Source organism: Cellulomonas avistercoris, assembly GCF_014836445.1.
Lineage (GTDB): Bacteria > Actinomycetota > Actinomycetes > Actinomycetales > Cellulomonadaceae > Cellulomonas > Cellulomonas avistercoris.
Genome location: NZ_JACSQV010000005.1, coordinates 224259 through 248941 on the forward strand (window position 1 = coordinate 224259; position 24683 = coordinate 248941).

Consider the following 24683-nt stretch of genomic DNA (forward strand, 5'->3'; position numbering starts at 1 on the left):
CGAGCGCGGTCCTGACGGCGTGGACGGCGGCGGGTGGTGCGGGTGGTGCGTTGGGCGCTCCGTTGGGTGGCACGGTGAGAGGGCTGCGTGACGGCGGCAGCTACCAGTCCTTCCAGCGCGGGGCGATCTACTCCTCGGGCGCCGGGACGTTCGCGGTGTCGCCCGAGTTCGACGTCGCGTGGCCGTCGAGCCAGCGCGAGAACGGGCCGCTCGGCTACCCGACGTCGGCCGTCACGCGCGCCGCCGACGGCACGCTCACGCAGCGCTTCGAGCGCGGCCGCATCCGGCAGGCGCCCGGCGGCGCGCCCGTCGCGACCGTCGGCTGAGGCCGCGCCCGTGCGGGACCGGCGGGGTCACCCGTCGGACGTCCCCACGCGGTCGGGCCGGTCCGGGGGCCTGGGCGGGTACACCCAGGCGACGAGCACGACCGAGATGATCATGAGCAGGAACCACGCCACGAGCTTCGTGCCGCCGACGACGTGCCAGCCGTCGACCTGCGACGGGTAGAGCCACGCCCCGGCGAACGTCGCGACGTTCTCCGCGACCCAGATGAACGTCGCGACCAGCGCGAACGCCGCCAGGATCGGCATGCGCAGACGTGCCGCGTGCACGCGGAAGTGCATGACGGTGCGGCCGTACACGGCGACCACGGCCGCGAGCAGCACCCAGCGGGCGTCGGCGAACCAGTGGTGGGTGAAGAAGTTGACGTAGATGCCCGCCGCGACCAGTGCCGTCAGCCCGCGGCGGGGGTACCGGTCGAAGCGCAGGTCGAAGATGCGGAACACGCGGACCAGGTACGAGCCGACGGCGCCGTACATGAACCCCGAGAAGAGGGGGACCGCACCGACCCGCAGGACGCCCTCGGCGGCGTACGACCACGAGCCCACGTCGGTCTTGAACAGCTCCATCACGGTGCCGACGACGTGGAAGAGGAGCACCACGCGCATCTCGCGGAGGGTCTCGAGGCGGGTCACGAGCATGACGACCTGCAGCGCCAGCGCCGCGAGCGTCAGCGCGTCGTTGCGGGCGAGCGAGGCGTCGTCGGGGTACCAGAAGCGGGCGACGAGGAGCACGACCAGCAGCAGGCCGCCGAACAGGCACGCCCAGCCCTGCTTGAGGACGAACACCGCGAGCTCGACCAGTCCCGCACGCACGCTGCGCGCGCGCAGGCGGGTCAGGCGGGCACGGGCCCAGTCGTCGATGCGTTCCTCGACGACCGTGAGCTCGCGCGCGCCCGGCCGGGGGAGGGACAGACGCAGGTCGCGGAGCACCTGCCCATCCCACCGCGACGCTGCGGCGGGTGGGCGGGTGACGTGGTCGGTTTCCCGGTGGGACCTGTGCAGATCCTGTGCGGCGCCCCACGCTGGGCGCCGCACAGGATCAGGGCGGGCTCAGCGCGTGGAACGCGCCCGGTACCGCTGGACCATGGGGCAGTCGAAGGGGTCGCGAGCCGACAGGCCGACGCGGTTGAGGTACTGCACCACCAGCGCGTAGGACCGCACGAGCGAGGTCTCGGTGTAGGGCATGCCGACGCTCTCGCAGTGGGCGCGCACGATCTTGCGCGCACGGGCCAGGTGCGGTCGCGGCATGTTGGGGAACAGGTGGTGCTCGATCTGCGCGTCGAGGCCGCCCATGAGCATCGTGACGGTCGTGCCGCCGCCGATGTTGCGGGACGTGAGCACCTGCTTGGACAGGAAGTCGAGCCGGCTGTCGGCCGGGATGATCGCCATGCCCTTGTGGTTGGGCGCGAAGGACGCGCCCATGTACACGCCGAACACGGCGAGCTGGACGGCGAGGAACGCGGCGGCCATGCCGAGCGGCAGCGCCCACACGACCAGCGCCACGTAGATGCTCAGGCGGGCCGTGAGGATCACGAGCTCGAGCGTGCGCGCGCGCGACGCCGGGGCGGCGATGAGGCTCTTGAAGGCCAGGACGTGCAGGTTGACGCCCTCGAGCGTGAGCAGCGGGAAGAAGAGCCAGCCCTGCTTGCGGGTGATGGCGGCCATGATCCCGCGCTGCTTCGCGGCGTCCTCCTCGAGGAAGGAGACGGTGTCCCACTCGATGTCGGGGTCCTTGCCGACGCGGTTGGGGTTCGCGTGGTGGCGCGTGTGCTTGGTCATCCACCACGAGTGGCTGATGCCGACGACACCGTTGGCGAGGACGCGGCCGAGCCGGTCGTTGGCCGGGCCCGTCAGCAGCACCTGCCGGTGCGACGCCTCGTGCGCGACGAACGCGAACTGCGTGAGCACGAGCCCGAGTGCCGCGGCGACCAGCAGCTGCCACCAGGAGTGGCCGAGGAGCACGAACGCGGTGACCAGGCCGGCGAGGAGCGTGGTCAGGCCGGCGAGCAGCGAGATGTAGAAGCCGGGGGTGCGCTCGAGCAGGCCTGCCTCACGCACCTGGGCGGACAGCTCGTGATAGCTGCCCGTCGCGGCCGCCTGACGGGGACGCGTCGGGGCGGGGGGCGCAGGTACGGATGCAGCAGCCACATGACCTCCAGGGCTGATTCGACTTCCCAGCCGTGGGGTGGAGCGGTTGCTCGTGGTGCGGATGGCCCTACCCTACGCGACCGTAGGTTCGGTGTCCCGGGATGTGCGGGGGTGAGTTCCGGGAGGCGGCGAACCCGCAGATCAGACGCGTCCGCCGGTGGCCGCGAGCCGCGCCGCGCCGACGATCCCGGCGGCGTTGCGCAGCTGGGCGGGCACGATGCGGGTGCGCAGGTCGAGCAGCGGCAGGAACTGCTCGTGCTTCTTGCTCACCCCGCCGCCCACGACGATGAGGTCGGGCCAGAACAGGTTCTCGACGACCGAGAAGTAGCGCTGCAGGCGCTGCGCCCACTGGGCGAACGACAGGTCCTCGCGGTCCCGGGCGGCGTCCGACGCGCGGGACTCGGCGTCGTGCCCGTCGATCTCGAGGTGCCCCAGCTCGGTGTTCGGCACGAGGACCCCGTCGACGACCAGCGCCGACCCGATGCCCGTGCCCAGCGTCACGACGAGCACCACGCCCGGGACGTCCCTGGCCGCGCCGTAGACGACCTCGGCGTACCCCGCGGCGTCGGCGTCGTTCACCGCGAGCACCCGCCGACCGGTCGCCGCGCCGACCGTCGCGGCCACGTCGGTGCCGATCCACGCGTCGTCGACGTTCGCCGCCGACTGGGCGACCCCGTGCAGGATCACGGCGGGGAACGTCACGCCGATCGGCACGTCCTTGTCGAGGTCGAACGAGTCGACGACCTCGGCCACGGTCCGCGCGACCGCCTCCGGCGTCGCCGGCTGGGGCGTCGGGATCCGCACCCGGTCGCGGACGAACTCCCCGGAGCCCAGGTCGACGGGGGCGCCCTTGATGCCCGACCCGCCGATGTCGATGCCGAACGCCGTGCCGACGTCGGTGTGCTTGTGCTTCGCGTCCTTGCTCATGGCAGCGTCAGGATCTCCGCTCCGGTGTCGGTGACCAGCAGGGTGTGCTCGAACTGCGCCGACCGGCGGCGGTCGGCCGTGACGACCGTCCACCCGTCGTCCCACATCTCCCAGTCCGCCGTGCCCAGGTCCAGCATCGGCTCGATCGTGAAGACCATGCCGGGCTCGATGAGCGTGGCGTACTCCGGTGCGGCGTCGTAGTGCGGCACGACGAGCCCGGTGTGGAACGCCGGGCCGACGCCGTGCCCCGTGAAGTCCCGCACGACGCCGTAGCCGAAGCGTGCCGCGTACTTCTCGATGACGCGACCGATGACGTTGATCTCGCGCCCCGGACGCACGGCCGTGATGGCGCGCTGCAGGGCCTCGCGCGTGCGCTCCACCAGCAGACGCGACTCCTCGTCGACGTCGCCGGCGAGGAACGTCGCGTTGTTGTCGCCGTGGACGCCGCCGATGTAGGCGGTGACGTCGATGTTGACGATGTCGCCGTCCTCGACCACCGTCGAGTCGGGGATGCCGTGGCAGATCACCTCGTTGACCGACGTGCACAGCGACTTGGGGAAGCCGCGGTACCCGAGCGTCGACGGGTAGGCGTCGTGCGCGACGAGGAACTCGTGGCCGATGGCGTCCAGCTCGTCGGTCGTGACCCCGGGGGCGACGTGCCGGCCGACCTCCTGCAGCGCCTGCGCGGCGATGCGGGCCGCCACGCGGACCCGGGCCACGGTGTCGTCGTCGAGCACGTCGGGCCCGCGCCAGGGTGCCGGCAGCGGCTTGTCGACGTACTCGGGACGGGGGATGCGCGCGGGGACGGGTCGTCGCGGGCTGACCTGCCCGGGGACGAGCGCCGTGCGCGACGGGTGGACGGACGGCATGCCTGGCAGTCTACGTAGCGGCGGGGCTGCACGGCCCGCCGGGACGAGAGGAGCCGAGGTGACCGAGTACTTCTACAACACCCGGACCAACCAGGTGGAGGAGGGGCGCCAGAGCGACTGGTCGCAGCTCATGGGTCCCTACGCCACGCGTGAGGAGGCCGCGCAGGCGCTCGAGAGGGCACGCGCGCGCAACGACGCCTGGGACGCGCAGGACCTCGAGCGTTGAGCGGGCGCGCTGAGCGTGCGCGGCCGGCCACGACGTCGTGGCCGGACGCGCACGCTCACGCGTCGAACGCGTGCCCCGCGGCCGGGAAGGTGCCCGAGCGGACCTCGTCGGCGTAGTCCCGCGCCGCGGCCGTCAGCGCGGCCCCGATCTCGCCGAAGCGCTTGGCGAACCGCGGGGTCCAGTCGCCCATGCCGGCCATGTCGACCCACACGAGCACCTGGCCGTCGCACTGCGGACCGGCGCCGATGCCGATCGTGGGCACACGGACGACCTCGGTGATGCGTGCCGCGACGGGCGCGGGGACCATCTCGAGCACGATCGCGACCGCGCCGGCGTCGGTCACGGCCACCGCGTCCTGGCTGATCTGCTCGGCCGCGTGGCCGCGGCCCTGCACGCGGGGCCCGCCCAGCGCGTTCTCGGACTGCGGCGTGTACCCGAGGTGGGCCACGACGGGGATGCCGGCCTGGCTCAGCGCACGGATCTGCGGCACGGACCGCTCGCCGCCCTCGAGCTTCACGGCCGCGACACCCGTCTCCTTCATGACGCGCACGGCACTCGCGAGGGCCTGCTCGGGGCCCGCCTCGTACGTCCCGAAGGGGAGGTCGGCGACGACGAAGGCGCGCCGTGCGGCACCGGCGACGGCGCGCGCGGCCACGATGATCTCGTCGAGGGTCACGGGCAGGGTGGTGAGGTGCCCGTGCATGGTGTTCCCGATGGAGTCGCCGACCAGCAGCATGTCGATGCCGGCGTCGTCGAAGATGCGGGCCGTGACGGCGTCGTAGGCGGTCAGCATGGTCAGCCGCTCGCCGCGCTCCTTGGCGGCCTGCAGGTGGTGCACGCGTACGCGGCGGGGTGTCGGGGCGTCACTGGTCGACATCCTGCGAGCCTATCCACGGGAGCCGGCGCGTGGCTGTGGCACCGCCCACACGACCCGCGCTGCGCCACCTGCGGGACGGAGGCCCCGGGAGGCCCGGTCATCAGGCAGGATGTACGCCATGGACAGGCAGCAGGAGTTCGTGCTCCGGACCGTCGAGGAGCGGGACATCCGCTTCATCCGTCTGTGGTTCACGGATGTGCTCGGGATGCTCAAGTCGGTCGCCGTCGCGCCCGCGGAGCTCGAGCAGGCGTTCAGCGAGGGCATCGGGTTCGACGGCAGCGCGATCGAGGGCCTCACGCGCGTGTACGAGGCCGACATGATCGCCAAGCCCGACCCGTCGACCTTCCAGATCCTGCCCTGGCGCGGTGAGCGGCACGGCACGGCCCGCATGTTCTGCGACCTGCTGACGCCCGACGGCCAGCCGTCGCTCGCGGACTCGCGGTACGTCCTCAAGCGGGCGCTGGACCGAGCGAGCGACCGCGGCTTCACCTTCTACACGCACCCCGAGGTCGAGTTCTACCTCTTCGACGCGCCGGCGGACCCGTCCCGGCCGCTCGTGCCGGTCGACCAGGGCGGCTACTTCGACCACGTGCCGCGCGGCACCGCGCACGACTTCCGGCGCGCCGCGATCACGATGCTGGAGTCCATGGGCATCTCGGTGGAGTTCTCCCACCACGAGGCCGGCCCCGGCCAGAACGAGATCGACCTGCGGTACGCCGACGCGCTGACGACCGCGGACAACATCATGACCTTCCGCACGGTGGTCAAGGAGGTCGCGCTCGAGCAGGGCGTCTTCGCGTCCTTCATGCCCAAGCCGCTGGCGGACCAGCCGGGCTCGGGCATGCACACGCACCTGTCGCTGTTCGAGGGCGACCGCAACGCGTTCCACGAGGCCGGTGCGCCGCTCGAGCTGTCGAAGGTCGCGCGGTCGTTCATCGCGGGCCTGCTGACGCACGCGGCGGAGATCACCGCGGTGACCAACCAGTTCGTCAACTCCTACAAGCGGCTGTGGGGCGGCGCCGAGGCGCCGAGCTTCATCTGCTGGGGCCACAACAACCGCTCGGCCCTCGTGCGCGTGCCGATGTACAAGCCCGGCAAGGGCAACTCGAGCCGCGTGGAGTACCGCGCGGTCGACTCGGCCACCAACCCGTACCTGTCCTTCGCCGTGCTGCTCGCGGCCGGGCTCAAGGGCATCGAGGAGGGGTACGAGCTGCCCGAGGGCGCCGACGACGACGTGTGGGAGCTGACCGACGCCGAGCGCAAGGCGCTCGGCATCGAGCCGCTGCCGACGTCGCTGGAGACCGCCATCGAGGTGATGCAGCGCTCGGAGCTGGTCGCCGAGACGCTCGGGGAGCACGTCTTCGACTACTTCCTGCGGAACAAGCGCCAGGAGTGGTCCGAGTACCGCGCGCAGGTCACGCCGTACGAGCTGCAGCGGTTCCTGCCGCTGATCTGACGGTGTCCACGTCCACGGGCCGGGGGTCCTCGCTCGCGACCCGCCTGACGCGTGTGGGCGTGGCCGACGTGCCCCGCGCCGAGCGCCTGCTGGCGGACGCGGCGCTGACGGCCGTCGACCCGGACGTCGTCGACCACGTCGTCGGGGACCTGGCCGACGTGGGTGACCCCGACGCGGCGCTGCTGGCGATCGCCAAGGTCGCCGGCGCCGTGCGGCGGGACCCGACGCTGTCGGCTCTGCTCCACGACGTGCTGGCCGACGACGGCCACGCGCGTCGACGGCTGCTCGCGGTCACCGGTGCGTCCGTCGCCATCGGCAACACCCTGGCGGCCCACCCGGGCACGCTGCGCGTCGTCGCGGACGGTACCCCGGGGACGGGCGTGCCCGCCGCGGACGTGCGTGCCGAGCTGCTGCGTGCCGTCGACGCGGACCCCGACGCGGACGTCCCGGTGGCGGGCCTCGCGGGGGTGCCGGGCGTGGACGCGATGCGCCGCGCCTACCGCACGCGCCTGCTGCGCATCGCCGCGACCGACCTGACCTGCGGCGACCCGCTCAGCCGGCTCCCCGGTGTCGGTGCCGCGCTGGCCGATCTGGCGGCCGCGGCGCTCGAGGCGTCGCTCGCGCTGGCACGTGCCGACCTCGACGACCACGGGCGCGGCGTGCGCCTCGCGGTCATCGGGATGGGCAAGGCGGGTGGGCGCGAGCTCAACTACGTGTCGGACGTCGACGTGATCTACGTCGCCGAGCCCGTGGACGGCACCCCCGAGGACGCGGCCATGGTCACCGGGGCGCGCCTGGCGGCCGGTCTCGCTCGCGCGTGCTCGGCGCCGGCGGGGGAGCCCGCGCTGTGGCCCGTCGACGCGGCGCTGCGCCCCGAGGGCAAGGACGGCCCGCTCGTGCGGACCCTCGCCAGCCACCGCGCGTACTACGAGCGGTGGGCCAAGACGTGGGAGTTCCAGGCGCTGCTCAAGGCGCGACCGCTCGCGGGCGACCCCGAGCTCGGGCGCGCGTACGTCGCGACCGTCAACCCGCTGGTGTGGTCCGCGGTCCAGCGGGAGAACTTCGTCGAGGACTCGCAGGCCATGCGCCGCCGCGTCGAGGCGCACGTGCCCCGGGCGGAGGCGGACCGTCAGCTCAAGCTCGGCGTCGGGGGGCTGCGCGACGTCGAGTTCACGGTGCAGCTCCTGCAGCTCGTGCACGGGCGCGCCGACGAGACGATCCGCAGCCCCAGCACGCTGACCGCGCTCGCGGCGCTCGCCGCCGGTGGGTACGTGGGACGCGAGCACGCCGCGCAGCTCGCGGTCTGCTACCGCTGGATGCGGATGATGGAGCACCGCATCCAGCTGCACCGCCTGCAGCGCACCCACCTGGTGCCCACGTCCGACGCGGACCTGCGCCGGCTGGCCCGCACGATGGGGCTGCGCGTCGAGGGCCCGGAGGGGCTGCTGGAGCGCTGGCGCACCACCCGCCGCGACGTCCGCAGGCTGCACGAGGAGCTGTTCTACCGCCCGCTGCTGCCCGCCACCGCGCGGCTGTCCACGGCGGAGGCGAGCCTGGCCCCCGAGGCGGCACGTGCTCGCCTCGCCGCGATCGGCTACCGGGACCCGGCCGGTGCCGTGCGGCACATCGCGGCGCTCGCCGACGGCGTGTCGCGCCGCGCCGCGATCCAGCGGCAGCTGCTGCCCGTGATGCTGGGATGGTTCGCCGACGGGGCCGACCCGGACGGCGGCCTCCTGGCGTTCCGGCGGCTGTCCGACCAGCTCGGCACGACCCACTGGTACCTCAAGCTGCTGCGCGACTCCGGTACCGCGGCACAGCGGCTCGCGCAGGTGCTCTCGACGTCGCGCTACGCCGCCGACGCCCTGCGCCGCTCGCCGGAGTCCGTCAGGTGGCTCGACGACGACGCCGAGCTCGCCCCCCGGTCGGCCGAGCGGCTGGAGGCGGAGGCGGACGCGGTCCTGCGTCGGGCGGCCGAGCCCGTGCCCGCGGTCACGGCGCTGCGCGCGCTGCGGCGGCGCGAGCTGGCGCGCACGGCCGTGGCGGACGTCCTCGGGGTGACGACGGGCGTCCGGGCCTCGCAGAGCCTCACCGTCACCGCCGACGCCGTGCTCGCCGGCACGCTGCGGGTCGCGGAGTCCGACGCCCGCACCGCCGCGGGGCTCGACGCGAGCCCGACCCGGCTGCTCGTCGTGGCGATGGGCCGGCTGGGTGGCCGGGAGATGGCGTACTCGTCGGACGCCGACGTGCTGTTCGTGCACGACCCCGTGCCGGGGGCCGACGGCAAGGTGGCGCAGGACTTCGCGGTCGCGGTGGCCACGCGGGTGCGCCAGCTGCTGGGCAGCGTCGGGCCGGAACCGACCCTGAGCGTGGACGCCGACCTGCGTCCCGAGGGGCGCAACGGCCCGCTGGCCCGGTCGTTCGACGCGCACGTCGAGTACTACCAGCGGTGGTCGTCGCCGTGGGAGAGCCAGGCGCTGCTGCGCGCGCGGCCGGTCGCGGGCGACCACGAGCTGGGGGAGCGGTTCGTCGCGCTCATCGACCCCCTGCGGTACCCCGCCGGGGGCCTCGACGCCGCGACGGAGCGCGAGATCCGGCGCATCAAGGCGCGGGTCGAGGCCGAGCGGCTGCCGCGCGGTGTCGACCCCTCGCGGCACCTCAAGCTCGGTCGCGGCGGCATCAGCGACGTCGAGTGGACCGCCCAGCTGCTGCAGCTGCAGCACGCGCACGCCGTGCCCGGCCTGCGGACCACCTCGACGCTCGACGCGCTCGACGCGGCGCGGGACGCCGGCCTGCTCGAGGAGGCCGACACGGCCGTGCTGCGCGAGGCGTGGCTGCTCGCCTCGCGCGTGCGCGACGCGAACGTCCTGTGGACGGGACGCGCCGAGGGGGCGCACGCCGACGTCCTGCCGCACGACCGCACGGCGCTCGCGGGGGTCGCGCGCGTGCTGGGCCACCCCTCGGGCTCGGGCGCGATGCTCGAGGAGACGTACCTGCGCTCCGCGCGGCGTGCGCGGGTTGTCGTCGAGCGCGTCTTCTACGGCTGATGGTGGGGTCTGGTCGTCCGGACGGGTGAGCCCTACAGTCGAACGGGTGACGACCACGGCGGACGGTCAGACGCAGGGCGCGACGGCCGGCTGCCCGGTGCGCAAGCTCGCGCAGCCCGACGACGGCAGCGGTCCGGCGATCGAGCAGGTGGCAGGTGAGCGCCCGCGCTGGCGGATCCGGTCCTACGCGCTCGCGCGCGCGGTCCTGCGGCACCCCGAGGGCACCCGCCAGGCGGGCTTCGGCGCGGACTCCTTGAACGAGGGGCCCGTCCACATCCGGCCGCCGATCCTGTACGTCGAGGGTGAGGTGCACCACGCCCAGCGACGCGCGGCGGCGCACCTGTTCGCGCCGCGGGTCGTCGCCGGCTACCGCGAGTGGATGCAGGCGACGGCCGACCGTGTGGTCGCCCAGGTGCGCACCGACCGCTGGACGGACCTGACGGCGCTGACCATGGAGATGGCCGTCGAGGTCACGTCCCGCGTCATCGGCCTCGACCACGGGGGGTCGCCGCGCATGCGCGGTCGGCTGCAGGAGTTCTTCGCGCCCCCGCCGCGCCCCGGCGCACCGTTCGCGGGCGCGCGTGAGGCGCTGCGGAACACCGCCGTGCTCCGGTTCTTCCTGCTCGACGTGAAGCCGGCGATCCGGGCACGGCGGCGGCGACGCGGCGACGACCTCATCAGCGCCCTGATCGACGCCGGGTACACGGACCTGGAGATCCTCACCGAGTGCGTCACGTACGCCGCGGCGGGCATGGCGACCACGCGCGAGCTCATGGCCGCGGCGGTGTGGCACCTGCTCGACGACGACGCGCTGCGCGCCCGGTACCGGGCGGCCGACCGCGACGGTCGCGTCGCGGTCGTCGAGGAGGTGCTGCGCGTCGAGCCCGTCGTCGGGCACCTGCTGCGTCGCACGACGGCACCCCTGACGCTCGACGGCCCCGACGGGCCGGTCGAGGTCCCGGCCGGTGCGCTGATCGACGTCGACCTGCGCGCGGTGAACGCCGACGAGGGGATCGTGGGCGCGGACCCCGACGCGGTGTGCCCCGCGCGGACCATGTCGCGCGCCGTCGGCCCGGTCGTGCTCGCGTTCGGTGACGGCCACCACCGGTGCCCGGGAGCCCCGCTCGCGTCGATGGAGACCGAGATCTTCGTCTCGGCGCTGCTGCGGGACGACCTGGCGGCGGCGGGCCCGCCGCGTGTGCGCTGGAACGAGGTCAGCCAGGGCTACGACCTCACGGCGCTGCGGGTGCGCCGCGTCCCCGTGCCCGGCTGACGACGGCCGCGCCTGCGGACACCCGTTCCCGGGCGTCCGCAGGCGCGCCGGCCGGCCGGGTCAGGCGGCCGACGGCAGCGCGGTCGCGGGTGCGTCCTGCCGGCCGCGGCGCGTCCCGATCGTGTGGACGACCAGCCCGACGACGACCCAGGCGCCGAGGGTGAGGCCGGCCGTCAGGCCGCCGGTGCCCCCGAAGTACGCGACCGAGCGCACCAGGGTGCCGGTGGCCCCCGGCGGCAGGATCTGGCCGAAGGCGCCCAGGCCCGACGGGAGCCAGGCGGAGGTGGTGGCGATGCCGGCGAACGGGTTGCCGAGGAACATCATCGACATCGCACCGATCGTGAAGCCCTTGCCGCCGAACGCCTCCTGGAGGCCGGTGAGGGGGAACGCCATCGCGGCGATGCCCAGCGCCATCGCGGCCGCGACAGGCCAGAACGCGGTCTCGATGCTGCCGAAGCCGAACCGCAGGACGGCCGCCACGACGAGGCCGCCGACCACGGAGAAGGTCAGCAGGCCACCGAGTCGCCAGCCGGTCCGGCGGGCGAACGCCGTGCGGAACGCGACGACGGGGACGATGCCGCCGAAGACGAGCGGGAACGCCAGCCCACCGATGCCGATGCCGGCGGGGTCGGCGGCGGGCAGCGGCACGACGTCCGTCGACGTCGCCGCCAGGCCGAGCGCGGTGCCGACACCCTGTGCGCTCGCGGTGAGGCTCTGCGCGATGGCGGCACCACCGGCCGACGTGACGACGCTGCGGATGCCGTCGCCGTCCACCACGAAGCCGCCGACGACGTCGCGGTCGTGGACCGCGGCGACGAGGGCCTCCTGGGAGTCGAACCGCTGGACCGCGTACGCGTCCGGGGCGGCGGCCGCGAGCGCGGCCTCGACCTGGGGCACCGCGGAGGCCGGGCCGGTCACGCCGACCGGCAGGTCGTGCGGGCCGCTCCTGAGCGACGGGAGGATGAAGATCGCGAGCAGCACGGCCAGAACGGCGCCCAGCGCCACGGTCATGCCGACCAGGGTGGTGACAGGGCCGCGCGCGCGGGCCGGGGGCGGCGCCGTGTCGCCGGTCGGGTCAGGAGCGATGTCGAGCGTGGCGGTCATGGGGTCCTTCGATACAGGGGAAGCGGATGTTGACCCTCCGCTTATGTGGAAGATCTTCCTCCGGTTACACTCGTGACGTCAAACTGCGGGGGCGTGGGAACCGTCACACCCCGATCGCGGAAGGAGGCGACCATGCGCGCGGACGCTGCCAGACGGCGCGCGGACCTGGTGCGCGCCGCACGGCACCTCTTCGCCGCCGAGGGCGGGGACGTGGCGCTCGACGCGGTCGCCGAGGCGGCGGGAGTCGGCATCGCGACGCTCTACCGCAACTTCCCGTCCCGCCTGGCCCTCGCGGACGAGGTGGCCCTCGCGATCCTCGAGGACGTGCGCGAGGCCGCCCTCACCGCGTTGGGGACCATCTCGCAGGATCCGGAGGTCGCGTGGGACACCTACGTCCGCCGGCTCGCAGGCCTCGACCTCGGAGCGCTGTCGGCGGCCCTGGCCGAGCACCTCACGGACGACCTCTCCGCGCCCGTGCGGACGGCGCAGGAGCAGACGCTCGCGAGCGTCGAGTACGTCCTGGCCGGCGCGCGGCGTGCCGGGCTGGTCCGCCACGACCTCGCGCCCCTCGAGCTGGTCCTCGGGATCGGGTTGATCACGCGGCCGCTGCCGGCGGCCGTGGCCCGGGACGTGCCGGATCTCGTGCCGCGCATGGTGGACGTCGTGCTGGCCGGGCTGCGCGCGACCTGACGCACGACCCGACGCACGACCCGTTCCCGGACACGCCACGAGGGGCGCCCCTGACGGGACGCCCCTCGGTGCCGAACTGATCGGGAGCAGCCGATCAGACGTCGTAGTAGAGCTCGAACTCGTGCGGGTGCGGACGCAGCCGGATCGGGTCGACCTCTGCCGAGCGCTTGTAGTCGATCCACGTCTGGATGAGGTCCGGCGTGAAGACGTTGCCGGCCGTGAGCCAGTCGTGGTCGGCCTCGAGGTTGTCGAGCACCTCGGACAGCGAGCCCGGGACCTGCTGGATGAGCGCGTGCTCCTCGGGGGGCAGCTCGTACAGGTCCTTGTCGATCGGGTCCGGCGGCTCGATCCGGTTCTGGATGCCGTCGAGGCCCGCCATGAGCATGGCCGCGAACGCGAGGTACGGGTTGGACGACGGGTCCGGCACGCGGAACTCGACGCGCTTGGCCTTCGGGTTCGACCCCGTCACCGGGATGCGGATGCACGCGGAGCGGTTGCGGGCCGAGTAGACCAGGTTGACGGGTGCCTCGAAGCCCGGCACCAGGCGGTGGTAGGAGTTCACCGTCGGGTTCGTGAACGCGAGGAGCGAGGGCGCGTGCTTGAGCAGGCCGCCGATGTACCAGCGCGCCATGTCGGACAGCCCGCCGTAGCCCTTCTCGTCGAAGAACAGCGGCTCGCCGTCCTTCCAGAGGGACTGGTGGACGTGCATGCCCGAGCCGTTGTCACCGAAGAGCGGCTTCGGCATGAACGTCGCCGTGCGGCCGTTCTCGTGCGCCACGTTCTTGACGACGTACTTGAACAGCTGCACCTTGTCCGCGGACTTGGCGAGCGTGTCGAAGCGGTAGTTGATCTCGGCCTGACCGGCCGTGCCGACCTCGTGGTGCGCGCGCTCGACCTGCAGGCCGAGCTCGTCGAGCTGCAGCGAGATCTGGTCGCGCAGGTCGGCGAAGTGGTCGACCGGCGGCACGGGGAAGTAGCCGCCCTTGTAGGGCGTCTTGTGGCCGAGGTTGCCACCCTCCTCCTTGCGGCCCGTGTTCCACGCGGCCTCGATGGAGTCGATGTAGTAGTACGACGCGTTCTGCTTCGTCTCGAAGCGGATGTCGTCGAAGATGTAGAACTCGGCCTCGGGCGCGAAGAACGCGGTGTCCGCGATGCCGGTCGACTTGAGGTACGCCTCGGCCTTGGCGGCGACCTGGCGGGGGTCGCGGCTGTAGGGCTCGTCGGTGTACGGGTCGACGATGTGGAAGTTGATGTTCAGGGTCTTCTCGACGCGGAACGGGTCGACGTACGACGTCGACACGTCCGGGACCAGCTTCATGTCCGACTCGTGGATCGCCTGGAAGCCGCGGATCGAGGACCCGTCGAACATCTGGCCGTCCGTGAAGAAGTCCAGGTCGAGCGAGGCGGCCGGCACGTTGAAGTGCTGCATCACGCCCGGCAGGTCACAGAACCGCACGTCGACGAACTTGACGTCCTCGCTCTTGATGAACGCCAGGACTTCCTCTGGCTTGGTGAACATCCGCTGCTCCTCGGTCGATGGTGCCCGGTCGTCCCGGGCAGAGCGAGGCTAGGAGGGCGGAGTTTCCCTGCCGTGGCCCCCTTGTTTCCGGGAGGTTACGGACCTGCGTACGAGGTAACGATCGCACGACACGACCGGCGCGCCGGACCGTTCCGGCGCGCACGTAGGCTGGACGCATGGTGACGCGCGACTCCGTGGGCTCGTGGCTCGAGGGTGGGCCGGGCGGCCACGACGACGGCACCGCGCGCGGCGAGCGGCTGGGCCTGGCGCCCACGGGCCCGGGGTCGCTCGCGCGCCTCGGTCGCCGGCTCGCGGCGCTGGCGATCGACTGGGTCGCGTGCCTCGCGGTGTCCGCGGTGCTGCTGCCGTCACGCACCGACGGCCTGTTCCTGCTGCGTGGCGACTCGCTCGGGACGCTGGCCGTCTTCGCGCTCGAGAACCTCGTGCTCGTCGCCACCCTCGGCACCACCCTCGGGCACCGGCTCATGGGCCTGCAGGTGCGACGGACGATCCCACGGACCCCGCAGACACCGGCCGGCACGCCGGCGGTGTCGGCCGCCCCGCCCGGGCTGCTCGCGGCGCTGGTGCGCACCGCCCTGCTGTGCCTCGTGCTACCGGCTGCCGTCTGGGACGGCGACGGTCGCGGCCTGCACGCCCGTGCGGCCGGGACGGTCCTGGTCCGCCGCTGACGCCGGGGGCGTCAGCGCCCGCGCATGCCCTTGCGGTCGGGACGTGCCCGCGTCGGGTCGATGCCCTTGGGCACCGGCAGTCGCGCGGCACCGAGGGACGTGACGCGGCGCAGCACGACGGCCACCTCGTCCTTGGTGAGCTGGGGCTTGAGCTTGGTCACGGCGCGCGGCAGCTGGCGCAGCGGCACCTGGCCCTCGCCGTCGCCGACCTGGATGAGGTGGATCGGCGCACCCGACACGACGCGTGCCGTCCGCTTGCGCTCCGCCTCGAGCAGCTTGCCGACGCGGTGGCCGGGGCCCTCGCCCACGAGCACCACACCGGGGCGTCCGACGCCACGGAACACGAGGTCCTGCGTGCGGGGGTCGACCGCGACGGGCTCCTGCGTGAAGGTCCACCCGCGGCGCAGCGTGCCGAGCGCGGCGAGCGAGGCACCGGGCTGACCCTCGATGCGCGTGTACGCGGCCTTCTCGGCGCGACGGGTCAGCACGAACAGGGCGCCGAGCAGGGCGAACGGGATGCTGAGCACCAGCACGTAGACGAGCTGGTCGACGAGCGTGCCGATGAGGAGCCCGACCGCGACGATCCCCAGGAACACGCCGAGCATGATCCAGGTGACGGCGGGGTCGGACTGCCGGGTGATCTGGAACGCCTGCCAGACCTGGTGGTACCAGCGGGTCTTCTTGACCTTCCCGGTGCCTGTCCCCGTGCTCGGGGAGGAGCCCTGCGGGGACGTGGAGCGCTCGCGTGCCATGACCCGGGAGTCTACCGGCGCGCGCGCGTGCGGCCGCGCGGCGTCCTGCGGGTCAGTTGCCGGTGCTGCGGGCGAGCAGGGCCGAGGCCTCCTGGCGTGCCGTCGTCGGCTCGCCCAGGTGCGCGAGCGCGGCGGGGATCTCCAGACCGCGGCTGCGCATGGCCTGCCCCCACAGCCGCCCGGCACGGTACGACGAGCGCACGAGCGGCCCCGACATCACGCCCAGGAAGCCGATGCGCTCGGCCTCGTCGGACAGCTCGACGAACTCCTCGGGGCGCACCCAGCGGGCCACGGGGTGGTGGCGCACCGACGGCCGCAGGTACTGCGTGATCGTGATGAGGTCGCAGCCCGCCTCGTGCAGGTCGCGCAGCGCCTCGACGACCTCCTCCGTCGTCTCGCCCATGCCGAGGATGAGGTTCGACTTGGTGACGAGGCCCGCGTCGCGCGCGCGCGTCAGCACGGACAGCGAGCGGTCGTAGCGGAAGGCCGGCCGGATCTGCTTGAAGATCCGCGGCACGGTCTCGAGGTTGTGCGCGAGCACCTCGGGGCGGGACTCGTTGACCTGGTCCAGCAGCTCGGGCACGGCGTTGAAGTCCGGGATGAGCAGCTCGACGCCGGTGCCGGGGTTCAGCGCGTGGATCTGACGGACGGTCTCGGCGTACAGCCACACGCCGCCGTCCGGCAGGTCGTCACGTGCGACGCCCGTGATCGTGGAGTACTTCAGGCCCATGGCCTGGACCGACTCCGCGACGCGGCGCGGCTCGTCGGTGTCGAGCGCGGCGGGCTTGCCGGTGTCGATCTGGCAGAAGTCGCAGCGCCGGGTGCACTGGTCGCCGCCGATGAGGAAGGTGGCCTCGCGGTCCTCCCAGCACTCGAAGATGTTGGGGCAGCCCGCCTCCTCGCACACCGTGTGCAGGCCCTCGCGGCGCACCAGGCCCTTGAGCTCGCTGTACTCCGGGCCGGTCGTCGCCCGGGTGCGGATCCACTCCGGCTTCTTCTCGATCGGGGTGGCGGCGTTGCGCGCCTCCACCCGGAGCATCCGGCGTCCCTCGGGTGCGATCGTCACGGCGTCAGCCTAGCCCGCCGTGGTGCCGCTGCCCGCGGGGTGTGACGGGGACCTCTGTCCCGTGCGCTCGTCGACGTCGAGGAGGAGTCTGGGGACGAAGCGGTCGCGACCCCGAGGGCGGGGCACGACGCCGACCCTGGAGGAGGTGGCGCGATGCGCGTCCTGGTGACGGTGGCGTCGAGGCACGGCGCGACGCGGGAGATCGGTGCGGAGGTCGCCGCACGGCTGCGGGAGGCCGGTCACGACGTCGACGAGGTCGAGCCCGACGACGTCGAGCACGTCGACCCCTACGACGCGGTCGTGATGGGCTCCGCGGTGTACGTCGGCAGGCTCGCGCTGGGACTGCGCGACCTGGTCGACCGGCAGGCCGGCCAGCTGCGGCAGCGGCCGTCGTGGCTGTTCTGGTCGGGTCCGGTCGGCGACCCGCCGATGCCGGAGACGGTGCCGGACGACGTGGCGGACATCGCGCGCACCACCGGCGCGCGCGACGTCGCGGTGTTCGCCGGGCGGCTGGACCGGGACGGCCTCAACATCTCGGAGCGGGCGCTCGTCGCGCTGACCCGGGCCGACGCCGGCGACTTCCGCGACCTCGAGGCGGTCCGCACGTGGGCCGGGTCGATCGCGACGGCGCTGCGCTCGATCCAGCAGGACGCGTAGCGCTCAGCGTGCGGCGGGCACCTCGTCGTGCGCGGCGAGCAGGGGCGTCAGCACGTCCTGCAGGTGGGCGACCACCACGGGCGTGATCTCGGCGATCGTCACGTCGCGGCCCGCCTCGGCCGACAGCGTCGTGACGTCGGCGTCGTCGATGCCGCACGGCACGATGCGCGAGAACCCGTCGAGCGACGCGGTGCAGTTCAGCGCGAACCCGTGCATGGTCGTGCCCCGCGCGACGCGCACGCCGATCGCGGCCACCTTCCGCGCACGGCGCGGGTACGGCGACGCGTCCGCGTCGTCGGCCGGGAGCCAGACGCCGCTGCGACCCTCGACGCGGCCGGCGCCCACGCCGACGTCGGCGCACGTGCGGATGAGCGCCTCCTCGAGGGCGCGGACGTAGCGCACGACGTCGACCGGCTCGGCGAGCCGCACGATCGGGTAGCCGACGAGCTGACCGGGACCGTGCCAGGTGATCCGCCCGCCGCGGTCCACGTCGACCACGGGCGTGCCGTCGAGGGGGCGGTCGGACCGTGCCGTGCGCCTGCCGGCGGTGTACACGGGCTCGTGCTCGACGAGGAGCAGCGTGTCCTCGCGCTCGCCGGCCGCGACCGCGGCGTGGACCTCGCGCTGGAGGTCCCAGGTGGGCACGTAGGGCTGCAGGCGGGTGCCGAGCTCGAGGGGGTCGACGCGCATGCGCGTCAGGCTATGCCCTCGTCGCGGGCGGGCCGTCGACCGCGTCGACCGGCGGGCCGGGCGTGACGCCCCACGGGGCGACGACCTCGCGCATCAGCTCGTCGAGGAGCGCGCGGCGCTCGGGGGGCAGGTGGCCGAGGACGGCCTGCTGGGCGGGTCCGGGGTCGGCGCACGCGGCGAGCGCGGCGGAGCCGGCGGGGGTGATGGCGACGACGTGGCGGCGCCGGTCCTCGGCGTGGGGGCGGCGCGTGACGTAGCCGGTGCGCACGAGCCGTGCCACGACGCGGCTCATGGTCTGCTCGGTGACACCGCAGGAGTCCGCGAGCTCGCGCTGCGACATGGGTGCGACGGTGATGTGGACCAGCACGGGCAGGCTCGCGTGGTTGAGGTCCCAGGAGGCGAGGTGGGCGTCCCAGGCGCGCTCGATGCGTCGCGCCGCCGCGGAGAGCATCCGGCCGACCGGCCAGTGGTCCGGCGGCGGGCCCTGCTGCATGGTCACGCGTCCTCCCGTTTGCCGAGTAGCCGCTCGGGGACCATGATACTCAGCATGCTGAGGAATCCCGTGGCCCGCGCGGTCGCTGTCGCCGTGGTGCTCGTCGTCTGGATGGGACTCGCCTCGGTGGGAGGTGCCGCCCAGGGACGTCTGTCCCAGGTCCAGACCAACGACGCCGCGGCCTTCCTGCCGTCGTCGGCACAGTCCACGCTGGCGGCCGAGGCCTCCCGCGAGTTCGTCGACACGCAGACCCTACCCGCGCTCGTCGTCCTCACCCCGGCCGACGGGGGTGAGGTCACGCCCCAGCAGCTCGCCGCCGTCACGGCGTTCGCGGAGCAGTTCCCGGGCACCGCGGTCGCGGACGGGACGTGGGCCGACCACCTCACCGGGCCGATCGCGCCGGTGCCGTCGCAGGACGGCCAGGCGATCCTGCTCGCCGTCCCGCTGGACGCGGCCGCGGCCGAGGTGCTCGTCGACGACGAGTCGCTCAACAACCTCCTCGTCACCGACCTGCGGGCGGCGCTGGAGGACGAGCTCGGGGCCACCGCGAGCGCCTCCGGCGACCTGGGCCTGGAGGCGTGGGTCACGGGGCCGGCAGGCTTCGTCACGGACCTCGGCACGGCCTTCGCCGGCATCGACGGGCTGCTCCTGCTCGTCGCGCTCGGGGCCGTCCTGCTCATCCTCGTCGTCGTCTACCGGTCGCCCTTCCTGCCGCTGGTGGTCGTCCTGACCGCCGTGTTCGCCCTCGCGCTGGCCGGCCTCGTCGTGTACGAGCTCGCGGACGCGGGCATCCTCGTCCTCAACGGCCAGGCGCAGGGCATCCTGTCGATCCTCGTGGTCGGCGCCGCGGTCGACTACTCCCTGCTGCTGGTCGCGCGGTACCGCGAGGAGCTGCGCCACGTGGACCACCCCGCGGACGCCATGCGCATCGCCTGGCGCCAGTCGCTCGAACCGATCGCCGCGAGCGCCGGCACCGTCGTCGCCGGCCTGCTGTGCCTCCTGCTGTCCGACCTCGCGTCGAACCGCAGCCTCGGCCCCGTGGCCGCGATCGGCATCGGTGCCGCGCTGCTCGCCGCCCTCACGCTGCTGCCCGCTTTCCTGCTGGTGGCGGGTCGCCGCTCCCGTGTCCTCTTCTGGCCCCGTGCCCCGCGCCGCGTGGTCGGGTCGCCGACGCAGGCGCCCACGCACGGCGAGCACGCCACGGCCGTCGCCCCCACCGCGGCCGACCCCGCCGAGGGCTCGGGGCTGTGGGCCCGCTGGGCGCGGTTCGTCGCGCGCCACGCGCGTCCCGTCTGGATCATCAGCGCCGCCGCCCTGCTGCTCGCGGCCGCCTTCGTGCCGACGTTCCGCGCCGGGGGCACCAGCCAGACCGACGTCTTCCTCACGCCCGTCGACTCGGTCGCGGGGGAGGAGGTGCTCGCCGAGCACTTCCCCGCCGGTGCGGTGCAGCCCGCGATCGTCGTCGTGCCCGAGGCCGAGCTCGACGCGGTGGTCGCCGCGGCCGAGAGCGTCGACGGCATCGCGTCGGCCGCGCCCTACACGGGCGCGCCGGGGGGAGCGCCCGGCGCCGCCGGGGCACCTCCCGTGGTCGTCGACGGCCGGGTCCGCGTCGACGTCGTGACCGAGGCGCCGTCGGACAGCCAGGACGCCGTGGACGCCGTCGCCGACCTGCGCGAGGCCGTGACGGCCGTGGCTCCCGACGCCCTCGTCGGTGGCCCCGCCGCCGAGACCCTCGACACCCAGATCGCGAGCGAGCACGACCTGCGCGTGATCGTGCCCGTCGTGCTCGTGGTGATCCTCCTCATCCTCATGCTGCTGCTGCGCTCCGTCGTGGCGGGCCTGCTCCTCATGGCGGCGAACGTGCTGTCGTTCGGTGCGGCGATCGGGATCTCGGCCCTCGTGTTCAACCACGTGTTCGACCTGCCCGACGCCGACCCGGTCGTGCCGCTGTACGGGTTCGTCTTCCTGGTCGCGCTCGGTGTCGACTACTCGATCTTCCTGATGACGCGCGTCCGGGAGGAGTCGCAGGCGGTCGGGACGCGCGAGGGCGTCACGCGGGGGCTCGCGGTGACCGGCGGGGTGATCACGTCGGCCGGGCTCGTCCTGGCGACGACCTTCGCGGCGCTGGCCGTGATCCCGCTGCTCTTCCTGGCGCAGCTCGCGTTCATCGTGGCGCTCGGCGTGCTCGTCGACACGTTCGTCGTGCGCAGCCTGCTGGTCCCCGGGCTCGTCCACGACCTCGGGCCGCGCACCTGGTGGCCCAGCGCGCTGGCACGACGCCCGGAGCACGGTGCGCACGCCGCGGCGCCCACGCGGACGCCGGTGGCCTGACCGGCTCCTAGAGTGGCGGCATGGAGCCGCTGCGCATCGCGCTGATCGGGTACGGCGGAGCCGGGCGTGGGATCCACGCCCGGCTCGCGCGCGAGACGGGGCAGGAGGTCGTCGCCGTCGTCACGCGCCACCGCGGCGACGAGGTCGCCGCGGACTGGCCCGCGGCCCGGGTCCTGCCCGACGTCGACGCCCTGCTCGCCGACGCGCACGACGTGGACCTCGTGGTCGTGGCGAGCCCCACGGGCGACCACGCGGCGCACGTGCGTGCGGCGCTCGAGGCCGACCTGGCCGTCCTCGTCGACAAGCCGTTGGCGACCACGCGCGTGCAGGCCGCCGCGCTGGTGCGTCTCGCGCGCGAGCGCGACGGCCGCCTCACCGTGTTCCAGAACCGTCGCTGGGACCCCGAGCAGCTGACCCTGCGCGGCCTGCTCGACGCGGGCACGCTGGGCCGGGTCCACCGCTTCGAGCGGCGCTGGGAGAGGTTCCGCCCGCAGCCGCAGCACCGGTGGAAGGAGCAGGACCCCGTCGCGGGCGGTCTGCTCCTCGACCTGGGGGCGCACCTCGTCGACTCGGCGGTGCAGCTCTTCGGGCCCGTGCGTCGCGTGCACGCCGAGCTGCGCGCGCTCACGACGCCGGCCCTCGACGACGTCTTCCTCGCGCTCGAGCACGCGCCCGACGCCACGGGCCACCACGTCGTGTCGCACCTGTGGGGCGGCGGGCTCGTGGGTGCGCCGGGACCGCGGACGCGGGTGCTCGGTGAGCACGGCGCGTACCTCGTGACGAGCTTCGAGGGTGAGCCGACGCCGTTCGCGGTGCTCGACGACGCGCAGGAGGCGGGTCGTCGACCGGGCGAGCCCGAGCACGAGGGCTGGCTCGTGCGGGGCGCCGAGCGCACACCCGTGCCGCGTGCTCCCGGTGGTCACGGCGACCTGTACCGGGCGGTGCAGGCGTGGTTGCGCGCGGACGGTCCCGTCCCCGTCGACCCCGCGGACGCCGTGGCCACGGCCCGGGTCCTCGACGCCGCGCGGGTCGCCGCCGAGACCGGGGTCGCCCAGCTCCTCGACTGAGCGGTGCCTGTGGACGACGCACGCACCGCCGACGCACCGCGGTGTTGGATGTCGGGGTGCACACCGCCGCCCCGCCACCGGACGACGTCATCCGGCTCCTGCAGGCGCACGGCGCGCGTGTCGCGTCGCCCGTGGGGACCGACGGCTCGTGGTGGGTCGCACGTCCCGCGCAGGACGAGGACGGTCCGTGGCTCGAGGTGCTCGTCGCCGACGTCCCGGTCGACGGGACGCTCGCGGCACGCGCCGGTGCGCTGACGGGCCTCGACCACCCCCACCTCGCCCGCGTGCTGGCGGTCGAGCCGCTGGCACCGGGACGCGTCGCCCTGGTGTGCGAGCACGTACCCGGTCCGACGCTCGCAGCCGTGCGCGCCGCCCGTCCGCCGCTGGCCGACGGCGAGGTCGTCACGGTGGCCGTACCCGTCGCGCAGGCGCTGGCCGCGCTGCACACGACAGGGCTGGCGCACGGCGCGGTCGGCGCCGACCGGGTCGTCGTGCGCCCCGGTGGGGTCCCCGTCCTGGTGGACCTGCGCGGGGCGCTGCGCGGCGTCGGGACGGCGACGGGCGACGTGCACCGGCTCGTCGCGGCGCTCCTGGGCCTGATGCCACCGCTCGACGCCCACCTGGCGGCAGGCCTGGAGGACGCGGTCCGGCTGCGCGACGCGCTCGAGGCGCTGCTGCGCGGCCGTGCCACGCCCGAGGACGTCGTCGAGGCGGTGTTCGCGGTCGCGTCGCCGGAGGCCGTGCAGGTCCCCGAGGCCGACGAGCTCGCGGGGGCGCAGGTGGCCCTCGAGACCGGCCGCAGCGGCGTCCCGCGCTCGACCGTGCCGGCTCCGTCGGCGCCGCGTCGCACGCGCCGGGAGCCGCGGCGCCGCCGGTGGTGGCCGGCAGCGGTCGCCGCCGCCGTCCTCGTGCTCGGGGGCGGCGCGGCGCTCGCCGTGCGGCTCCTGCCGGACCTGCCGGCGGACGCGGCCACCCCGTCGGTCGTCGCGTCGCCGTCCGCGAGCGCGTCGCCCTCGCCCGGGACGGACCCGGGTGCCGTCGACGACGTGGCCGCGCCGGCCGACGGTGAGGCCCTGGCGGACGAGCAGGACCCGGCCGCCGCGGCCGGGGCGCTGACCCGGTTGCGGGCCGCGGCGCTCGCGGCCGCGGACGCCGCCGGTGTCGCGGCCGTCGAGGTGGCGGGGTCGCCGGCACTCGCGGCGGACGAGGCCCTGATCGGGAGCCTGGCCGGAGCCCGGAGCGACGGGCTCACCGTCGACGTCACCAGCGCCGCGGCCACCGGCACGACGCCGGACGGCGACGTGACCGTCGAGGTGACGTCGACGATGAGCGCGCACGCACGGGTCGCCCCGACGGGCGAGCGCACCGACGTCCCCGCGACGCCGGCGCGCACCGTCGAGCTCGTCCTGCGTTGGACGCCCGACGGCTGGCGCGTGTGGGACGTCAGGGAGCCGGGTGGCGCGACGCCCTGAGCCAGTGGGCCACCTCGGTCGCCGTGCCGTGCCGGGGCACGAACCCCGAGGCCCGCAGCACGGCGGGGTCGGCGTTGATCGACCCCAGCACCTCGGAGGAGAAGTCGCGCAGGGCCACCCGCAGGAGGGGCGCGGGCACGGGCAGCGTGAGGTGCGCACCCCAGGCGGCGCGCAGCGCCGCGACCAGGTCCTCGTGCCGGTCGGCGCGGGCCACCAGGTTCGCCGGTCCGCGCACGGGCTGGGTCAGCAGGTGCGCGATGGCACGGACCTCGTCGAGCAGGCTGATCCAGCTCCAGTACTGCCGGCCGGACCCGAGGCGGGTCGCGACACCGGCGCGCAGCGGCAGGAGCAGGGGTGCCGCGGCGCCGCCGTGCGCGCTGAGCACGATGCCCGTGCGCAGGTGCACGACCCGCACGCCCGCCTCCTGGGCCGGGGCCGTCGCGGCCTCCCACCGGCGCACGACGTTCGCGAAGAACGTGTCGCCGAGCGGCTCGTCCTCGCGCAGGAGCGCGTCGCCGCGGTCGCCGTAGGCGCCGATGCCCGACGCCTGCAGGAGCACGCGCGGCGCCTCGTCGTCCCGGCCGGCGGCGAGCCGGGCGAGGCTGCGGGAGAGCAGGCCGGCCGTCTGCACGCGCGACGTCACGATCTCGCGCTTGCGGGCCGCCGTCAGCGGGCGGGACGCGACGCTCACGCCGGCGAGGTCCACCACGGCGTCGCTCGCGGCGAGCGCCGCGGTGTCGATGCTGCCGGCGACCGGGTCCCACCCGGCCTCACCGGGGGAGCGGGGTGCCCGGCGCACCAGACGGACGACGTCGTGGCCGGACTCGCGCAGGTGCTGCACGAGCGCCGTCCCGACCAGACCGGACGACCCGGCGACGAGCACGCGCATGCCCGCCACCCTAGCCAGCGGCGGCCCGCACGGCGCGGGATGGGCGGTGGGCGGCGGCGGGCCGCCGTGCGGTGGGCGGGACGGCGCGGGGGGGCCCCCCCCC

At 74.4% G+C, this 24683-nt stretch carries 23 protein-coding genes; 11 read left to right on the forward strand and 12 right to left on the reverse strand.

Features of this window, described 5'->3' with window-relative positions; translation table 11 throughout:
* Positions 1 to 62 precede the first annotated feature (62 nt).
* The gene (locus H9657_RS07995) at positions 63 to 326 is read left to right on the forward strand and encodes an LGFP repeat-containing protein (RefSeq protein ID WP_225214947.1); all 264 of its coding nucleotides are present in this window, start codon (positions 63 to 65) and stop codon (positions 324 to 326) included.
* A gap of 27 nt (positions 327 to 353) precedes the next feature.
* On the opposite strand, the gene H9657_RS08000 is transcribed toward H9657_RS07995, so the two are convergent.
* The 4 genes from H9657_RS08000 to map all read right to left on the reverse strand — a co-directional run bounded on the left by H9657_RS08000 (position 354) and on the right by map (position 4285).
* A complete protein-coding gene (locus H9657_RS08000) occupies positions 354 to 1271 on the reverse strand; it encodes a DUF817 domain-containing protein (RefSeq protein WP_318241377.1) in 918 nt (305 codons plus the stop codon).
* Between the two features lie 120 nt (positions 1272 to 1391).
* Positions 1392 to 2489 carry a fatty acid desaturase family protein gene (locus H9657_RS08005; protein WP_191782142.1) on the reverse strand — a complete coding sequence of 366 codons (1098 nt, stop codon included), beginning with the start codon at positions 2487 to 2489 and terminating at the stop codon, positions 1392 to 1394.
* A 141-nt stretch (positions 2490 to 2630) separates the two neighbouring features.
* Positions 2631 to 3416, reverse strand: coding sequence for a polyphosphate--glucose phosphotransferase (gene ppgK, locus H9657_RS08010; RefSeq protein WP_191782143.1), 786 nt, complete (start codon positions 3414 to 3416; stop codon positions 2631 to 2633).
* Positions 3413 to 4285, reverse strand: a complete 873-nt coding sequence (gene map, locus H9657_RS08015) for a type I methionyl aminopeptidase (RefSeq protein ID WP_191782144.1) — start codon at positions 4283 to 4285, stop codon at positions 3413 to 3415. The genes ppgK and map overlap by 4 nt, the downstream gene beginning before the upstream one ends.
* Before the next feature lie 58 nt (positions 4286 to 4343).
* Here map and H9657_RS08020 point away from each other — a divergent pair, with 58 nt between their 5' ends.
* Complete coding sequence (locus H9657_RS08020) at positions 4344 to 4511, forward strand: SPOR domain-containing protein (protein ID WP_191782145.1); 168 nt, start codon at positions 4344 to 4346, stop codon at positions 4509 to 4511.
* A 55-nt stretch (positions 4512 to 4566) separates the two neighbouring features.
* On the opposite strand, the gene panB is transcribed toward H9657_RS08020, so the two are convergent.
* Positions 4567 to 5388, reverse strand: a complete 822-nt coding sequence (gene panB / locus H9657_RS08025) for a 3-methyl-2-oxobutanoate hydroxymethyltransferase (RefSeq protein WP_191782146.1) — start codon at positions 5386 to 5388, stop codon at positions 4567 to 4569.
* Between the two features lie 118 nt (positions 5389 to 5506).
* Here panB and H9657_RS08030 point away from each other — a divergent pair, with 118 nt between their 5' ends.
* The 3 genes from H9657_RS08030 to H9657_RS19635 are packed head-to-tail and all read left to right on the forward strand — an operon-like array spanning position 5507 to position 11161.
* Positions 5507 to 6844, forward strand: coding sequence for a glutamine synthetase family protein (locus H9657_RS08030; RefSeq protein ID WP_191782147.1), 1338 nt, complete (start codon positions 5507 to 5509; stop codon positions 6842 to 6844).
* Between the two features lie 2 nt (positions 6845 to 6846).
* Positions 6847 to 9888 (forward strand): bifunctional [glutamine synthetase] adenylyltransferase/[glutamine synthetase]-adenylyl-L-tyrosine phosphorylase, encoded by a 3042-nt coding sequence (locus H9657_RS08035; protein WP_191782148.1) that lies wholly within the window; start codon positions 6847 to 6849, stop codon positions 9886 to 9888.
* 46 nt (positions 9889 to 9934) lie between these two features.
* Positions 9935 to 11161, forward strand: coding sequence for a cytochrome P450 (locus H9657_RS19635; protein ID WP_191782149.1), 1227 nt, complete (start codon positions 9935 to 9937; stop codon positions 11159 to 11161).
* 60 nt (positions 11162 to 11221) lie between these two features.
* On the opposite strand, the gene H9657_RS08045 is transcribed toward H9657_RS19635, so the two are convergent.
* Positions 11222 to 12265, reverse strand: a complete 1044-nt coding sequence (locus tag H9657_RS08045) for a hypothetical protein (protein WP_225214858.1) — start codon at positions 12263 to 12265, stop codon at positions 11222 to 11224.
* A 132-nt stretch (positions 12266 to 12397) separates the two neighbouring features.
* On the opposite strand from H9657_RS08045, the gene H9657_RS08050 reads away from it, so the two are divergent.
* On the forward strand, positions 12398 to 12955 hold the full coding sequence (locus tag H9657_RS08050; RefSeq protein ID WP_191782150.1) for a TetR/AcrR family transcriptional regulator: 558 nt from the start codon (positions 12398 to 12400) through the stop codon (positions 12953 to 12955).
* A 94-nt stretch (positions 12956 to 13049) separates the two neighbouring features.
* Here the strand turns inward: H9657_RS08050 and glnA are convergent, their stop codons facing one another.
* Complete coding sequence (glnA, locus tag H9657_RS08055) at positions 13050 to 14474, reverse strand: type I glutamate--ammonia ligase (protein ID WP_191782151.1); 1425 nt, start codon at positions 14472 to 14474, stop codon at positions 13050 to 13052.
* A 176-nt stretch (positions 14475 to 14650) separates the two neighbouring features.
* Between glnA and H9657_RS08060 the strand changes: the two genes are divergently transcribed.
* On the forward strand, positions 14651 to 15163 hold the full coding sequence (locus tag H9657_RS08060; RefSeq protein ID WP_191782152.1) for an RDD family protein: 513 nt from the start codon (positions 14651 to 14653) through the stop codon (positions 15161 to 15163).
* 11 nt (positions 15164 to 15174) lie between these two features.
* Here H9657_RS08060 and H9657_RS08065 read toward each other — a convergent pair whose 3' ends face one another.
* Positions 15175 to 15915: a DUF4191 domain-containing protein gene (locus tag H9657_RS08065; protein WP_191782153.1), complete on the reverse strand. Its 741-nt coding sequence runs from the start codon at positions 15913 to 15915 to the stop codon at positions 15175 to 15177.
* A 52-nt stretch (positions 15916 to 15967) separates the two neighbouring features.
* Complete coding sequence (gene lipA / locus H9657_RS08070) at positions 15968 to 16981, reverse strand: lipoyl synthase (RefSeq protein ID WP_191782154.1); 1014 nt, start codon at positions 16979 to 16981, stop codon at positions 15968 to 15970.
* A gap of 153 nt (positions 16982 to 17134) precedes the next feature.
* Between lipA and H9657_RS08075 the strand changes: the two genes are divergently transcribed.
* Complete coding sequence (locus H9657_RS08075) at positions 17135 to 17638, forward strand: flavodoxin domain-containing protein (protein WP_191782155.1); 504 nt, start codon at positions 17135 to 17137, stop codon at positions 17636 to 17638.
* Positions 17639 to 17641: 3 nt separating this feature from the next.
* Here the strand turns inward: H9657_RS08075 and lipB are convergent, their stop codons facing one another.
* Together lipB and H9657_RS08085 are read right to left on the reverse strand one after the other, a co-directional pair.
* Positions 17642 to 18328 (reverse strand): lipoyl(octanoyl) transferase LipB, encoded by a 687-nt coding sequence (lipB, locus tag H9657_RS08080; RefSeq protein WP_191782156.1) that lies wholly within the window; start codon positions 18326 to 18328, stop codon positions 17642 to 17644.
* Positions 18329 to 18338: 10 nt separating this feature from the next.
* Positions 18339 to 18821: a MarR family winged helix-turn-helix transcriptional regulator gene (locus H9657_RS08085; protein WP_191782206.1), complete on the reverse strand. Its 483-nt coding sequence runs from the start codon at positions 18819 to 18821 to the stop codon at positions 18339 to 18341.
* 54 nt (positions 18822 to 18875) lie between these two features.
* Between H9657_RS08085 and H9657_RS08090 the strand changes: the two genes are divergently transcribed.
* Genes H9657_RS08090 through H9657_RS08100 form a run of 3 tightly spaced genes read left to right on the forward strand, consistent with a single transcriptional unit; the run spans position 18876 to position 23691 of the window.
* On the forward strand, positions 18876 to 21152 hold the full coding sequence (locus H9657_RS08090) for an MMPL family transporter (RefSeq protein ID WP_225214859.1): 2277 nt from the start codon (positions 18876 to 18878) through the stop codon (positions 21150 to 21152).
* Between the two features lie 20 nt (positions 21153 to 21172).
* Positions 21173 to 22219, forward strand: a complete 1047-nt coding sequence (locus H9657_RS08095; RefSeq protein WP_191782158.1) for a Gfo/Idh/MocA family oxidoreductase — start codon at positions 21173 to 21175, stop codon at positions 22217 to 22219.
* Positions 22220 to 22275: 56 nt separating this feature from the next.
* On the forward strand, positions 22276 to 23691 hold the full coding sequence (locus H9657_RS08100) for a protein kinase family protein (RefSeq protein ID WP_191782160.1): 1416 nt from the start codon (positions 22276 to 22278) through the stop codon (positions 23689 to 23691).
* On the opposite strand, the gene H9657_RS08105 is transcribed toward H9657_RS08100, so the two are convergent.
* Positions 23663 to 24580: a TIGR01777 family oxidoreductase gene (locus tag H9657_RS08105; protein ID WP_191782162.1), complete on the reverse strand. Its 918-nt coding sequence runs from the start codon at positions 24578 to 24580 to the stop codon at positions 23663 to 23665. The genes H9657_RS08100 and H9657_RS08105 overlap by 29 nt on opposite strands.
* Positions 24581 to 24683: the final 103 nt, after the last annotated feature.

Bases quoted from the DNA above. Each gene is read 5' to 3' on its own strand.
- ppgK (WP_191782143.1), bottom strand. From the start codon at position 3,416: ATGAGCAAGGACGCGAAGCACAAGCACACCGACGTCGGCACGGCGTTC.
- map (WP_191782144.1), bottom strand. From the start codon at position 4,285: ATGCCGTCCGTCCACCCGTCGCGCACGGCGCTCGTCCCCGGGCAGGTC.
- panB (WP_191782146.1), bottom strand. From the start codon at position 5,388: ATGTCGACCAGTGACGCCCCGACACCCCGCCGCGTACGCGTGCACCAC.
- H9657_RS08030 (WP_191782147.1), top strand. From the start codon at position 5,507: ATGGACAGGCAGCAGGAGTTCGTGCTCCGGACCGTCGAGGAGCGGGAC.
- H9657_RS08045 (WP_225214858.1), bottom strand. From the start codon at position 12,265: ATGACCGCCACGCTCGACATCGCTCCTGACCCGACCGGCGACACGGCG.
- H9657_RS08050 (WP_191782150.1), top strand. From the start codon at position 12,398: ATGCGCGCGGACGCTGCCAGACGGCGCGCGGACCTGGTGCGCGCCGCA.
- glnA (WP_191782151.1), bottom strand. From the start codon at position 14,474: ATGTTCACCAAGCCAGAGGAAGTCCTGGCGTTCATCAAGAGCGAGGAC.
- H9657_RS08060 (WP_191782152.1), top strand. From the start codon at position 14,651: ATGGTGACGCGCGACTCCGTGGGCTCGTGGCTCGAGGGTGGGCCGGGC.
- H9657_RS08065 (WP_191782153.1), bottom strand. From the start codon at position 15,915: ATGGCACGCGAGCGCTCCACGTCCCCGCAGGGCTCCTCCCCGAGCACG.
- H9657_RS08075 (WP_191782155.1), top strand. From the start codon at position 17,135: ATGCGCGTCCTGGTGACGGTGGCGTCGAGGCACGGCGCGACGCGGGAG.
- lipB (WP_191782156.1), bottom strand. From the start codon at position 18,328: ATGCGCGTCGACCCCCTCGAGCTCGGCACCCGCCTGCAGCCCTACGTG.
- H9657_RS08085 (WP_191782206.1), bottom strand. From the start codon at position 18,821: ATGCAGCAGGGCCCGCCGCCGGACCACTGGCCGGTCGGCCGGATGCTC.
- H9657_RS08090 (WP_225214859.1), top strand. From the start codon at position 18,876: ATGCTGAGGAATCCCGTGGCCCGCGCGGTCGCTGTCGCCGTGGTGCTC.
- H9657_RS08095 (WP_191782158.1), top strand. From the start codon at position 21,173: ATGGAGCCGCTGCGCATCGCGCTGATCGGGTACGGCGGAGCCGGGCGT.
- H9657_RS08105 (WP_191782162.1), bottom strand. From the start codon at position 24,580: ATGCGCGTGCTCGTCGCCGGGTCGTCCGGTCTGGTCGGGACGGCGCTC.